The 12,503-nt window shown below is 67.7% G+C and carries 11 protein-coding genes; 7 read left to right on the forward strand and 4 right to left on the reverse strand.

What is annotated here, in order from left to right; genetic code table 11:
* The first annotated feature begins 3 nt into the window (after positions 1 to 3).
* The 4 genes from FHW81_RS06320 to FHW81_RS06335 all read left to right on the forward strand — a co-directional run bounded on the left by FHW81_RS06320 (position 4) and on the right by FHW81_RS06335 (position 5,056).
* Positions 4 to 1,584: a glycerol-3-phosphate dehydrogenase/oxidase gene (locus FHW81_RS06320; protein WP_023114525.1), complete on the forward strand. Its 1,581-nt coding sequence runs from the start codon at positions 4 to 6 to the stop codon at positions 1,582 to 1,584.
* A gap of 20 nt (positions 1,585 to 1,604) precedes the next feature.
* Positions 1,605 to 3,164, forward strand: a complete 1,560-nt coding sequence (locus tag FHW81_RS06325; RefSeq protein WP_003109491.1) for an FGGY-family carbohydrate kinase — start codon at positions 1,605 to 1,607, stop codon at positions 3,162 to 3,164.
* Between the two features lie 74 nt (positions 3,165 to 3,238).
* Entirely contained in the window at positions 3,239 to 4,147 is a 909-nt protein-coding gene (gene yegS, locus FHW81_RS06330; RefSeq protein WP_003091230.1) for a lipid kinase YegS, read from the forward strand.
* 102 nt (positions 4,148 to 4,249) lie between these two features.
* Positions 4,250 to 5,056 (forward strand): MOSC domain-containing protein, encoded by an 807-nt coding sequence (locus FHW81_RS06335; RefSeq protein WP_003113973.1) that lies wholly within the window; start codon positions 4,250 to 4,252, stop codon positions 5,054 to 5,056.
* 43 nt (positions 5,057 to 5,099) lie between these two features.
* Here FHW81_RS06335 and FHW81_RS06340 read toward each other — a convergent pair whose 3' ends face one another.
* Both FHW81_RS06340 and slt read right to left on the reverse strand, forming a co-directional pair.
* The gene (locus tag FHW81_RS06340) at positions 5,100 to 5,486 is read right to left on the reverse strand and encodes a lysozyme inhibitor LprI family protein (RefSeq protein ID WP_003118100.1); all 387 of its coding nucleotides are present in this window, start codon (positions 5,484 to 5,486) and stop codon (positions 5,100 to 5,102) included.
* Positions 5,487 to 5,542: 56 nt separating this feature from the next.
* Positions 5,543 to 7,471, reverse strand: a complete 1,929-nt coding sequence (slt, locus tag FHW81_RS06345) for a lytic transglycosylase Slt (RefSeq protein ID WP_003118099.1) — start codon at positions 7,469 to 7,471, stop codon at positions 5,543 to 5,545.
* Positions 7,472 to 7,696: 225 nt separating this feature from the next.
* On the opposite strand from slt, the gene FHW81_RS06350 reads away from it, so the two are divergent.
* Both FHW81_RS06350 and FHW81_RS06355 read left to right on the forward strand, forming a co-directional pair.
* Complete coding sequence (locus tag FHW81_RS06350) at positions 7,697 to 9,619, forward strand: ATP-binding cassette domain-containing protein (RefSeq protein WP_106451434.1); 1,923 nt, start codon at positions 7,697 to 7,699, stop codon at positions 9,617 to 9,619.
* A 149-nt stretch (positions 9,620 to 9,768) separates the two neighbouring features.
* On the forward strand, positions 9,769 to 10,455 hold the full coding sequence (locus FHW81_RS06355; RefSeq protein ID WP_003091213.1) for a DUF6901 family protein: 687 nt from the start codon (positions 9,769 to 9,771) through the stop codon (positions 10,453 to 10,455).
* 29 nt (positions 10,456 to 10,484) lie between these two features.
* Here FHW81_RS06355 and FHW81_RS06360 read toward each other — a convergent pair whose 3' ends face one another.
* Positions 10,485 to 10,922 carry a universal stress protein gene (locus FHW81_RS06360; RefSeq protein ID WP_003091210.1) on the reverse strand — a complete coding sequence of 146 codons (438 nt, stop codon included), beginning with the start codon at positions 10,920 to 10,922 and terminating at the stop codon, positions 10,485 to 10,487.
* 207 nt (positions 10,923 to 11,129) lie between these two features.
* Between FHW81_RS06360 and FHW81_RS06365 the strand changes: the two genes are divergently transcribed.
* The gene (locus FHW81_RS06365) at positions 11,130 to 11,564 is read left to right on the forward strand and encodes a hypothetical protein (protein WP_003109487.1); all 435 of its coding nucleotides are present in this window, start codon (positions 11,130 to 11,132) and stop codon (positions 11,562 to 11,564) included.
* Between the two features lie 16 nt (positions 11,565 to 11,580).
* Here the strand turns inward: FHW81_RS06365 and FHW81_RS06370 are convergent, their stop codons facing one another.
* Positions 11,581 to 12,399 (reverse strand): hypothetical protein, encoded by an 819-nt coding sequence (locus FHW81_RS06370; RefSeq protein WP_003119795.1) that lies wholly within the window; start codon positions 12,397 to 12,399, stop codon positions 11,581 to 11,583.
* Positions 12,400 to 12,503 lie beyond the last annotated feature (104 nt).

Here is a 12,503-nt window from a genome sequence, read left to right on the forward strand (position 1 = left end):
GGAATGACTTCAGCCTGGAACGAGGAGTGGCGTCGCCGCCGCCTGCCGGCGCTGGCGGGGCAGGAGTGGGACCTGATCGTGGTCGGCGGCGGCATCAGCGGTGCCGGCATCCTCCGCGAAGCCGCGCGGCGCGGCTGGCGCTGCCTGCTGCTGGAGCAGCGGGACTTCGCCTGGGGCACCTCGAGCCGCTCGTCGAAGATGGTCCATGGCGGCCTGCGCTACATCGCCAAGGGCCAGTGGCGGCTGACCCGCGACTCGGTGCGCGAGCGCCAGCGCCTGCTCGGCGAGGCGCCTGGGCTGGTGGATCCGTTGAGCTTCGTGATGGCCCACTACCGCGGCGGCTTTCCCGGCCCGCGGCTATTCGGCGGCCTGCTGAGCGTGTACGACGCCCTTGCCGGGCGGCGCAACCACCGTTTCTACGACGCCGCCGCGTTGCGCTACCTGGCGCCGGGCCTGAAGGAACAACGGCTGCTCGGCGGCACGCGATTCTTCGATGCGGTGACCGACGATGCGCGCCTGGTGCTGCGGGTGCTGGCCGAGGCGCGTCACGACGGCGGCGAGGCATTCAACGGCATGCGTGTGCGCGAATTGCTGCGCGAGGGCGGCCAGGTGGTCGGCCTGCGCGCCGAGGACCGCGAGAGCGGCGAGCTTCTCGACTTTCGCTGCCGCGCCCTGGCGGTGGCCACCGGGGCCTGGGCCGATGAGTTGCGCCAGCCCGGCGGAAGCGAGCACATCCGCCCGCTGCGCGGCAGCCATCTATTGCTGCCGGCCTGGCGCCTGCCGGTGGCCCATGCCTTCAGCTTCATGCACGCCACGGACCGGCGACCGGTGTTCGTGTTCCCCTGGGAGGGTGCGACGGTGGTCGGCACCACCGATCTCGACCATCGCGACGGCCTTGGGGAGGACGCGCGGATCAGCCGCGCCGAACTCGCCTACCTGCTGGCGGCCTGCGCCCAGCAGTTTCCCGCCGCTGCCATCGAGGCGCGCGACGTGCTGTCGACCTGGGCCGGCGTGCGACCGGTGGTCAGCAGCGGCGACGACAGCGGCAAGCCTTCCGACGAGAAACGCGAGCATGTGCTCTGGCGCGAGCCGGGCTGCGTGACCCTGGCCGGCGGCAAGCTGACCACCTTCCGGCCGCTGGCGGTGGAGGTGCTACAAGCCTGCGCGCCGCTGCTCGGGCGCACGGTCACGGACGATGGCGCGGCGGTGTTCGGCGCCTGCGAAGGCCCGCTCATCGACGGGCTCGGCAGTGGCCAGCGACGCCGCCTGGCCGGTCGCTACGGACGTGACCTGGTCCGCCTCAAGCGGCTGGTGGACACCCTCGGAACGGACTGCGTGGGTGCCAGCGAAACGCTCTGGGCCGAATTGGCGTTCGCCGCCGAGGCGGAAATGGTGCTGCATCTCGATGACCTGCTGTTGCGCCGCACCCGCCTCGGCCTGCTGTTGCCCGGAGGCGGCGCGGCATACCTGCCGCGTATCCGCGCGCTCTGCCAAGCGCGCCTGGGCTGGGACGACCCGCGCTGGGAACGTGAGCAACAGGCCTATCTGGACCTCTGGCGCCGGCACTACAGCCTGCCCGTCTGACCAGCCGAGACGAGAACGAGATGAACGACAAGAACTATCTGCTGGCGATCGACAATGGCACCCAGAGCGTGCGCGCCCTGCTGTTCGACCTGCAGGGCAACCTGCTGGGCAAGGGCAAGGTGGAGCTGGAGGCCTACTACTCGAAGCATCCGGGCTGGGCCGAACAGGACCCCGAGTACTACTGGGCGATGCTCGGCGAGGCCTGTCGGCGGCTCTGGGACCAGGTGGACATCGATCGCGGGCTCATCCGCGGGGTGTCGCTGACCACCCAGCGTGGCACGGTGATCCACGTCGATGCCGAGGGCAGGCCGTTGCGTCCGGCGATCCTCTGGCTCGACCAGCGCCGGGCGGAGGTCCGCGAGCGCATCAGGGGGCCTTGGGGCTGGCTGTTCAAGCTGGTCGGCGCCGAGGGCGCGGTGGAGCATTTCCGCGCCCAGGCCGAGGTCAACTGGGTGGCCCAGGAGCAGCCGGAGATCGCCGCGAAGACCGACAAGGTGTTGCTGCTTTCCGGCTTTCTCAGCCACCGCCTGACCGGCCGTTTCGTCGACTCGGTGGGGTGCTGCGTGGCCTACCTGCCGTTCGACTACAAGCGCCTGCGCTGGGCCGCGCCGCGCGACTGGAAATGGCAGGCACTGGCGGTACGCCGCGAGCAGTTGCCGGAGCTGTTCAAGCCGGGCGAGCGGCTCGGCGAGATCAGCGCCGAGGCCAGCCGGCACACCGGCATTCCGCAAGGCCTGCCGTTGATCGCCGCGGGGGCCGACAAGGCCTGCGAGGTGCTCGGCGCAGGTGCGCTGGAGCCCACCATCGCCTGCCTCTCCTACGGCACCACGGCGACCATCAACACCACTCGCGCCCGCTACCTGGAAACCGTGCCGCTGATTCCACCCTATCCGGCGGCGATTCCCGATCATTTCAATACCGAGGTGATGATCTATCGCGGCTACTGGATGGTCAGCTGGTTCAAGCGCGAGTTCGGCTTGCGCGAGATGCAGCAGGCGCGCGAGCAGGGGGTCGAGCCGGAGCAACTGTTCGACGAACTGGTCAACGGCGTGCCGCCCGGCTCGATGGGCCTGACCCTGCAACCCTACTGGTCGCCGGGAATCCGCGAACCGGGACTGGAGGCCAAGGGGGCGATGATCGGTTTCGGCGACGTGCATACCCGGGCGCACATCTACCGGGCCATCCTCGAGGGCCTGGCCTATGCCCTGCGCCAGGGCAAGGAGCGCATCGAGAAGCGTTCGGGCACGCCGATCGTGCGCCTGCGCGTGGCCGGCGGCGGCTCGCAGAGCGACGCGGCGATGCAGCTCACCGCCGACATCTTCGGCCTGCCGGCCGAGCGCCCGCATGTCTACGAGGCGTCCGGCCTGGGTGCGGCGATCGACTGCGCGGTGGGGCTCGGCCTCTATCCGGACGTCGCCAGCGCGGTGGCCGGGATGACCCGCGTCGGCCGGGTTTTCCTGCCCCAGGCGGAAGCCCGGCAGATCTACCAGCGGCTCTATGGCGAGGTCTACCTGCGCATGTATCGCCAGTTGCGCCCGCTCTACCGCAGCATTCGCGAGATTACCGGCTACCCTGCCTGAACCGGGCGCCGCACTTCCGTCCCGGATACGCGGTCAATAGGCAAAGACAAGGCCACGACGAGGGGTTCGGTTCGATGGACAAGGACAAGGTTCTGCTGGTCCTGCACGGCAAGCAGGCGGGCAACGAAGAGGTTCGTGCCGCGGTCGCGGCACAGCGCGAGGCCGGGCGGGAGCTGGCGGTGCGGGTAACCTGGGAGGACGGCGACGCCCGGCGCATCGTCGAGGAGGCGCTGGCGGCCGGCTATGCGACGCTGGTCGCGGGCGGTGGCGACGGCACGCTGCGCGAGGTGGCCGAAGCGCTGGCGCGCGGGCGAGGCGAGGCGAGCCTGGCGATCCTGCCGCTGGGCACCGCCAACGATTTCGCCCGCGCCGCCGGGATTCCCCTGGAACCGGCCGCGGCGCTGGCGCTGCTCGACCAGACGGCGCGGCCGATCGACCTGGGCGAGGTGAACGGCAAGCTGTTCCTCAACATGGCCACTGGCGGCTTCGGTTCGAAGGTCACCGCGAATACCTCGGAGGACCTGAAGAAGGTTCTCGGCGGTGCCGCCTACCTGTTGACCGGGTTGACCCGTTTTTCCGAAGTGCATGCCGCCCAGGGCCGTTTCAGCGCCCCGGACTTCCAGTGGGAAGGCGAGTTCCTCGCCCTGGGCATCGGTAACGGGCGCCAGGCCGGCGGCGGGCACGTACTGTGTCCGCAAGCGCGAGTGGACGACGGCCTGCTGGACGTGAGCATCCTGCCGACGCCGCAGGACATGGTCGGTACCCTGGGCACCCTGCTCGGCGGTGGCAACGGAGTGGAAAGCCTGTTCGTCCGCGCGCGGGTGCCATGGCTGGAAGTGGAGGCGGCGGAAGGTCTCGACGTCAATCTCGACGGCGAGCCGCTGGAAGGACGCAAGCTGCGTTTCTCGGTTTCCCCGGGCGCGCTGCGCGTGCACTTGCCGGCCGGCTCGCCGTTGTTGCGCGAGCCGCCGCGCGAGGACTGAGGGCGGGGCCGACTGATCCGCTGCCTGGAGTGGCGTCTGTGTCTTGTCGGCCTTTCCCGCGACACCGTATAACAGCATCTTTCCACCAAGGATGCTGGTTCCATGTTCCGTCTCTCCGCGCTGTACCGCTATCCGATCAAGTCTTCCGCCGCCGAGTCCCTGGAGCGCGTCGCGCTCGATGCGCTGGGCGTGGTCGGCGACCGACGCTGGATGGCGGTGGACACCGAAACCGGACGTTTCTTCACCCAGCGCCTGCTGCCGCAGCTGGGGCGTATCCAGGCGCGCTGGGCGGCGCCGGAGGTCCTGCGGCTGAATGCGCCGGGGATGTCCGAGCTGAGCCTCGAAGTACCGGCAGCCGACGCCAACCTGCGTGGCGTCACGGTCTGGCGCGATACCTTGCAGGCGCCGGATGCCGGCGACGCCGCAGCGGACTGGCTGACGCGCTTCCTCGGCCGCCCGACGCGCCTGGTGCACATTCCCGAGGCGCGCGCGCGGCAGGTCGATACCGGCTACGCCGAACCGGGGCAGAAGGTGCATTTCGCCGACGGTTTCCCGCTGCTGCTGATCGGCCAGGCTTCGCTCGACGACCTCAGCCAGCGGGTCGGCCGGCCGTTGGAGATGCTGCGCTTCCGTCCCAACCTGGTGGTGGAAGGCAGCGCCGCGTTCGCCGAGGACGGCTGGAAACGCATCCGCATCGGCTCGGTCGAGTTCGTCGTGGCCAAGCCCTGTTCCCGCTGCATCCTCACCACCCTGGATCCGGCGACCGGCGAGCGCAACGAGGACCGCGAGCCGCTGACGACCCTGAAAACCTACCGGGAAAAGGATGGCGCGGTGCTGTTCGGGCAGAACCTGATTGCGCTGGGACAGGGCAGCCTGGAGGTGGGGATGCCGGTGGAAATCCTCGACTGAGGAACGGTCGCCCGCCGTTGCGGCGGGCGGCCATTGCCGGCGATCAGAGCTTGGCGTCGACGCAACCGGTGCTCAGGCACTCGCGCTCGCGTTCGCGGAGGAAGTCGAGGCGCTGGCGGGTCTTCTCGGTGGCGCAGTCGAGGTTGACGAAATAACCGTTGTCCTTGCTTTCGCTGCAGGCCGCGTCGCGCTCCTTGATCCAGGCGATCTGGCTCTTCTTCAGCAGGGCTTTCTGGCCGTCGTTCAGGTGCTTGCGCAGGGTGCCGAACTGCTGGTTCAGCTCGCGGTCGGCCTGGGAAAACTCGCCGCTGCGGCAGTACACGCTGTCGAAGGCGTTGCGCGGCGTACCGCAGGCGTCGGCGGCCAGGGCGCCGTCGGCGAGCAGCAGGCTGGAGGTGGCGAGCAGGGCGGTGGCGAGGGGCTTGTTCATCTTGAGGTCCTTTTCAAGGTACTGGAAAGGCCCGGGCGTCCGGGCCGGGTTGGGGGTCAGAAATCGTCGAAGTAGCGTTCGTGCCAGTCGACGATGGGCTGCGGCGCATTGAGCTTCTGCCCGTAGATCACCGCATAGGACAGCACGTTCTGCACGTACTGGCGAGTCTCGTCGAACGGAATGGTCTCGATCCACACGTCGAAGGCCAGGTGGCGGGTATCTTTCAGCCACTGGCGGACGCGGCCCGGACCGGCGTTGTAGGCGGCCGAGGCGAGTACCCGGTTGCCGTTGAACTGGCCATGCACCTGGCTCAGGTAGGCGGCGCCGAGGCGGATGTTGACGTCGGGCACGATCAGTTGCTGGGTCGAGGCCAGCGGGATGCCGAACTTGCGCGAGGTCTCCTTGGCGGTGCCGGGCATCAGCTGCATCAGCCCGGTGGCGCCGACTCCGGAACGGGCATCGGACATGAACGCGCTTTCCTGCCGGGTGATGGCGAAGATCCAACTGGAGTGCAGGCCGCGGTTCTTCGCTTCGCGCACCAGGGTGGCGCGGTGCGCCATCGGGAAGCGGATGTCCAGGTCGTCCCAGTACTGCGCCTGGCTGATCGAGCGGATCGCCGGGAAATACCACTGCATGTCGTAGGCCAGCCTGGCCTGGGCGATCAGCTCGTCGCGATCGAACAGGCGCGCGGCGTGGTACCACTCGCGGCGGGCGTTGATCACTTCGCCACGGTTGAAGAACTCCATGGCCCGGCGCGTACTGGCGGCGTTGCGTACGCGTTGCAGGACGCGCGGGTCGATGTGCGCAGGACGGTTGCCGAGCTTGTACGGCACGCTCAGGCGGTCGGCGGCGAGGAAGCCGTAGAAGTCGCGCTCGCCGGCGAGCTTCTGGTACAGCGCGATCGGCTCCTTGCTGTTCGGCTGCGCCAGTTGCAGGCTGCGTGCCTGCCAATAGCGCCAGCGGCTGGTGGCGGCAAGATCCTGGGGCAGCTTGCGGGTCAGCGCGTAGGCTTCGTCCCAGCGGCCCAGGCGCAGCAGCAGGCGGGTGCGCCATTCGGTGACGGTGTTGTCGCGCAGGCCGGGATCGTACTGGGTCATCAGCGGCAGTGCGCGCGGATCGAAGCGCTTGGCCAGGCTGAGACCGATCTCGCGGGCGATGGCGACCTTCTCGTCGCTGGAGAAGGGTAGCGCCGAGCTGTAGTAGTCGAGCAGGCTAAGGGCCTTTTCCGGGTCCTGCCGCGCCAGGCGGCGCAGGCCGAGACCGACCACGTCGGCGGTGGCATGGTCGCGCTGGCTGAAGCGGCCGGTCTGGCTCAGCTGGGCGGGGTTCTGCGCCACGCTGACCATCAGCGCGCCCTGGTTGCCGAGGGTCGGCAGGCGCTGCGCGAGGTGCGAGGCGAGGCTGTAGTTGCGCGCTTCGGCGGCCAGCTTGAGGCGTTTCCAGACCTTTTCCTCGGTGAGCTGGCCTTCGCCCTGCCAGAGGCCGAACAGGGTGTCGCAGGCAGCCGGCTGCGACTTGCCGACCAGCCACAGGCGTTCGCTGGTGGCGTAGCCTTCGGCCTTCTGGCCGTGGCCCAGCTGGTACTGGCCATACAGGCAGTCGAGTTCGGTGAAGTTCAGCTTCGGATCGTAGTAGTTGACGAAGGTCTTCCAGTCGCCGCGGTCGGCCAGCAGGCGCAGCCAGCGCAGTTTCAGCCAGCCGATCTGCGGCAGGTCGCCGTGTTCGGTGAGGAAGCGCTCGACCTCCTCGTTGCTGGCGGACTTCAGCCGGTGGGTCAGTTCGTCGTAGGCCAGGTAGGGTTCCAGCGGGTAATCGCGCAGGGCGCTGCGCGAGGCCATGTAGGGCGCGCTGTTGCCTTTGGCCAGGGCGGCCTTGGCCTGGTCGTAGAGACGGCGTTGTTCGGTCAGGGAAGCGGCGTGGACCGCGTCGACGAAGGAAATACTGAGCAAAAGGCAGGAAACGAGAGTGAACAGGCGACCGCGCATGACTTATCCGGGCAGGTGATGTCGGGTAACGTCGGCAGGTCCGCAACGGCTGCCTACGGGCGTTTCGACCGCTCGCGGGACTGGCGCGCGGCCGCTGTCGCGGGGCGCGCCCGAAGCCGGGCGGATGGCTCGCCTAAGCTTAGCCGTTGCGGCATGGCGGTGAAAGCGCCGTGCCATCCGATGCCTATCCGGCGTAAAATGCGCGCCCTGTTTCCGGAGGCGCCCATGACCCTGCTCAAGTTCACCGATGTATCCCTTGCCTTTGGCACCACTCCCTTGCTGGACAAGGTGTCGTGGCAGATCGGCCGTGGCGAGCGGGTCTGCGTGATCGGGCGCAACGGTACCGGCAAGTCCAGCCTGTTCAAGGTGGTCAAGGGCGAACAGCAGGCCGACGACGGCGAAGTCTGGCGCGCACCGGCGCTGAAGATCGGCGAATTGCCCCAGGAACTGCCGCGTGCCGACGAACGGACAGTGTTCGACGTGGTGGCCGAGGGTCTGGCGGAAGTCGGCAAGCTGCTCGCCGAGTACCACCACCTGAGCCTGAACATCCATACCGACGACGACCTGGCGCGCCTCTCGCGGGTCCAGCAGGAACTCGAGGCGCGCGATGGCTGGCGCCTGCAGCAACTGGTGGACAGCACCCTCAGCCGCCTGCAGTTGCCGGCCGACAAGACCCTCGCCGAACTCTCCGGCGGCTGGCGTCGGCGCGTGCTGCTGGCCCAGGCGCTGGTCGCCGAGCCGGACCTGCTGCTGCTCGACGAACCGACCAACCACCTGGACATCGGCGCCATCGCCTGGCTCGAGGAAGCGCTGCTGAGCTTCAACGGCGCGGTGCTGTTCATTACCCACGACCGCGCCTTCCTGCAATCCCTGGCGACCCGCATCCTCGAGCTGGATCGTGGCCACCTGATCGACTGGAACGGCGACTACGCCAGTTTCCTGGTGCACAAGGAACAGCAACTGGCCGCCGAAGAAGCTGCCAACGCATTGTTCGACAAGCGCCTGGCCCAGGAAGAAGTGTGGATCCGCCAGGGCATCAAGGCCCGCCGCACGCGCAACGAAGGGCGGGTTCGGGCACTGAAGGAAATGCGTCGCGAACGCGCCGAGCGCCGCGAGCGCCAGGGCAAGGCCAGCTTCCAGCTGGAAAGCGCGGACAAGTCCGGCAAGCAGGTGATCGTGGTGGAGCACGTCAGCTTCGCCCATCCCGGCGGCCAGCCGCTGGTACGCGACTTCTCCATGGTCCTGCAGCGCGGCGACCGTATCGGCCTGCTCGGCGCCAACGGTACCGGCAAGACCACCTTGCTCAAGCTGCTGCTTGGCGACCTGCAGCCGACCTCGGGCAAGATCGAGGTGGGCACCAAGCTGGAAGTGGCCTACTTCGACCAGTTGCGCCATCAGCTCGAACCCGAGCAGACGGTGATCGACAATATCTCCGAAGGCCGCGAGTTCATCACCATCGACGGCCAGAACCGGCATGTGCTCAGCTATCTCGGCGACTTCCTGTTCAGTCCGCAGCGCGCCCGCACCCCGGTGAAGGCGTTGTCCGGCGGCGAGCGCGCGCGCCTGTTGCTGGCCAAGCTGTTCAGCAAGCCGGCCAACCTGCTGGTGCTCGACGAACCGACCAACGACCTCGACGTGGAAACCCTGGAACTGCTGGAGGAAGTCCTGCTCGGCTTCCAGGGCACCGTGCTGATGGTCAGCCACGATCGGGCCTTCCTCGACAACGTGGTGACCAGCACCCTGGTCTTCGAGGGCGAGGGCAAGGTTCGCGAATTCGTCGGTGGCTACCAGGACTGGCTGCGCCAAGGGGGCACGCCGCGCCTGCTCGGCGTGAGCGAGTCGAAGAGCGGCAAGGCCGAGCTGAATACCGCGCTGGCGCCCGCCGCCGAACCCGCGCCGGCTGCTGCGGCGCCGAGCGAGGCGCCGGCGAAGAAAAAGCTCAGCTACAAGTTGCAGCGCGAGCTGGAGGCTTTGCCCGGGCAGATCGACGCGGTCGAGGCGGAGCTGGCGGGTGTCCAGGAAACCATCGCGCAGCAGGATTTCTATCTGCGCCCGCAGGACGAGCAGCGCGAAACCCTGGCGCGGCTGGACGCGTTGCAGCAGGAACTCGATGCCTTGCTCGAGCGCTGGGCCGAACTGGAAGACTGATCCATCTCGAAAAAGTGAGCTGCATCAATGTGATAGCGGCTCATCTCGATGATCCTTGCGGGCCTTGCCGGCGGTGGGTGCAGTCCCCCGTCGGTCCCTCTGGCTGGCGTCATTGACGGGCCGGCCGTCTCCCGAGAAAGGATCAGTCCATGGCAATCGAGTACCGCATTACGCTGGACGACCAGCATCAGCTCAACTATCGCATCGAGCTGGAGCGGCACTACGACCCGCAGGCGGCTGCCGCAGCGCCGCGCTGGACGCGCCTGGAACACAATCGCTGCAGCAACTGCCCGCTCGATCGCGAACGCTACAGCCATTGTCCGGCGGCGGTCGACCTGCATGGGGTGATCGAGGATTTCCGCAACCTGCCGGCGTTCCGCAAGGCCGGCATCTGCGTGCGCACGCCGGAGCGCGAGTACATCAAGCAGGCGGGCCTGGAGGAAGGACTGCGCGCGCTGATCGGCTTGATCATGGCCAGCAGCGCCTGTCCGCTGCTGGCGCCGCTGAGGCCGATGGCCATGCAGCACCTGCCGTTCGCCAGCAACCAGGAGTTCGTGCTGCGGGTGGTGCCGCTGTACCTGATGCGCCAGTACTTCAACTTCCGCGAGGGGCGGCATGCCGATTGGGAACTGAAAGGGCTGGTGCGGCTGTTCCAGCAGTTGCAACTGGTCAACCAGGCGTTCTGGCAGCGAATCCACGACACCTGTGTCAGCGATTCCAACCTGAAGGCGTTCCTGACCTTCTTCTCGCTGTCGTCGAGCATCAGCTATTCGCTGGAAACCCAGTTGCAGAAGATCCGCCCGCTGGTGATGAGCGCCGAGGAAACGCTCGGCTGAGGCGCAGGCCCCGGCCGAGCGGGGAGAGATCAGGCTTTCTTCAGGTGCACCGCGAGCACGTCGCAGGGCGCGCCGTGCAGCACGTCGTTGGCAGTGGAACCGAGCAGCAGCGCCAGGCCGTGGCGACCGTGGCTGCCGACCACGATCAGGTCGCAGGCCTGTTCCGCGGCGAGGCGGTGGATTTCCTGGCGCGGTTGCCCGTAGACCAGGTGGCGCTGCTCGCTGCCGAGGTCCGGATAGCGTACGGCGAAGGCATCCAGGCGTTCACGGGCCTGGTCGAACTGCTGCTGCTGCAACATCGACAGGTCCATCGGCACGTCCCCACCGAAGGCCATGGCCATGGGCTCGACCACATGCACCACGGAGAGCCGGGCCTGGTTGCTGGTGGCCAGGGCCGCCGCACGCTTCATCACCGGGTCGCATTCGTCGGTCAGGTCGACGGCGACCAGAATGTGTTGATAGGGCATGAACGTCTCCTCCCAGAAGGGGATAGTGTTTTCATTATGGACTTTCGCGCCGCGCGTGGAACCTGTTCCGTTGCGCTGGGCAAAAAGCTGCTCCGCCGTGGTCGCATTCGCCTGTAAACTGCGCCTCCCTTGGCGACTGCGACCGATCGTGCCTGCGCGCGCGGATCGAGGCAAATGCCTTAACCGTTTTTCGAGTGTCCGTTCCTTATGACCACTTGGCTGGTGATCCTGCTGCTGGCTGTCATGCTCAGTCCCCTGGCCTGGCTGATGCCGTCCAACAGGCAGCGCGGCAAGATGGCCCTGCGCCTCGAGGCGCGCCGTCTCGGCCTGGCCATGCAGCTCGCGCGCCAGGATTGGCCGCATTGGCTGGAGAGCGCTCCGCCGACGTCCTGCGCGCAGTTCCACTGCCCGCGCCGACGCGGCCGGGAGGCCTGGTGCTATTGGCAGAATACCCCGGGCCAGTGGCTGAACCAGTGGCGCGAGCCGTGCGCGGACGATGAGTTGCTGGACGCCCTGCGCAGCCTCCCCGGGGATGTCTACAAGGTGGAGGCGACCGCCCAGTTCCTTGCCCTGTATTGGGGCGAGCGCGGCGATAGCGCCGACCTCGGGCGCATCGCCGAGTTTCTCCGCCAGCGCGCCTGAGGCGGCGCGCCGAGGTTCATTGGTTGCGCGCGGCATACAGCGCGGCGACCTTCTCCAGGCCATCGATGATCCGGTCTGCATTCTTGTTGACCAGGAACGGCACGCTGTTCTGGTTGTAGTTGCGCAGGGACTTCTCGATGTAGTGCCACTTGATCGCCACGCTGCGCAGCGCCCTGGCGATCTCCTCGTCGTTCTGCGGCGCCTGCTGCAGCTTCAACAGGTTGACCGAAAAGCGGCTGGCCAGGTCGTCCAGTGGACGCTCCTCGCCGCCGCCGAAGAAGCTGGCGCCCACCGACGCGTTGCGCGAGGCATAGTCCAGAGCAATGTCCTGCATCAGCAGGCTCTGTTCGCGGCTCTGCTCGGTGAGCGTCGGCACCGTGGCGGCGTTTTCCCGTTGCAGGCTGCGATACAACTGGCCGCCGAGGTCCATCAGTTGCTGGTTGCGTCGTGCCAGGTCGGCGACCGGTTGCAGGTCGCTGTAGCCCTTGTTGCGCACCGCGCCGGTCAGCTTGTCGAGGTCTTGCGCATAGTCCCGCCATTGCTCGCGAAGCTGGCCCAGCAGGCGCCGGGATTCGCTGCCGTTCACGCCGTCGAGTCGCTGCAGGCGGGCTTCCGCCGTCTGCGCCGAGCTTTCGATCAGGCTGGCGTAGCGTTGATCGCCTTCCTGGCCGACGTACATGAAGAAGGCGTTCAGGGATTTCTGCGTGGCGAGCCGCATCTGGTGCAGGGCGAGCAGGTCATCGGCGGTCCCTGCCGCGAAGACGGGGAGGCTCAGCAGGCCGAGCAGGGCCAGACAAAGAGTGAACGGACGGCAGATCATGGGTTCCATCTCCATGTGGCCCTGGAGGCCTTCTTGTTGTTCTTTTGTAACGGCCCGTGGCCGATCATGCATGGCGATCTGCGGCGACTCTAGCCTGCCTTTCCGCACCGGGACAAGCG

The sequence above is a fragment of the Pseudomonas sp. RC10-4-2 genome (assembly GCF_050433085.1).
GTDB lineage: Bacteria > Pseudomonadota > Gammaproteobacteria > Pseudomonadales > Pseudomonadaceae > Pseudomonas > Pseudomonas aeruginosa.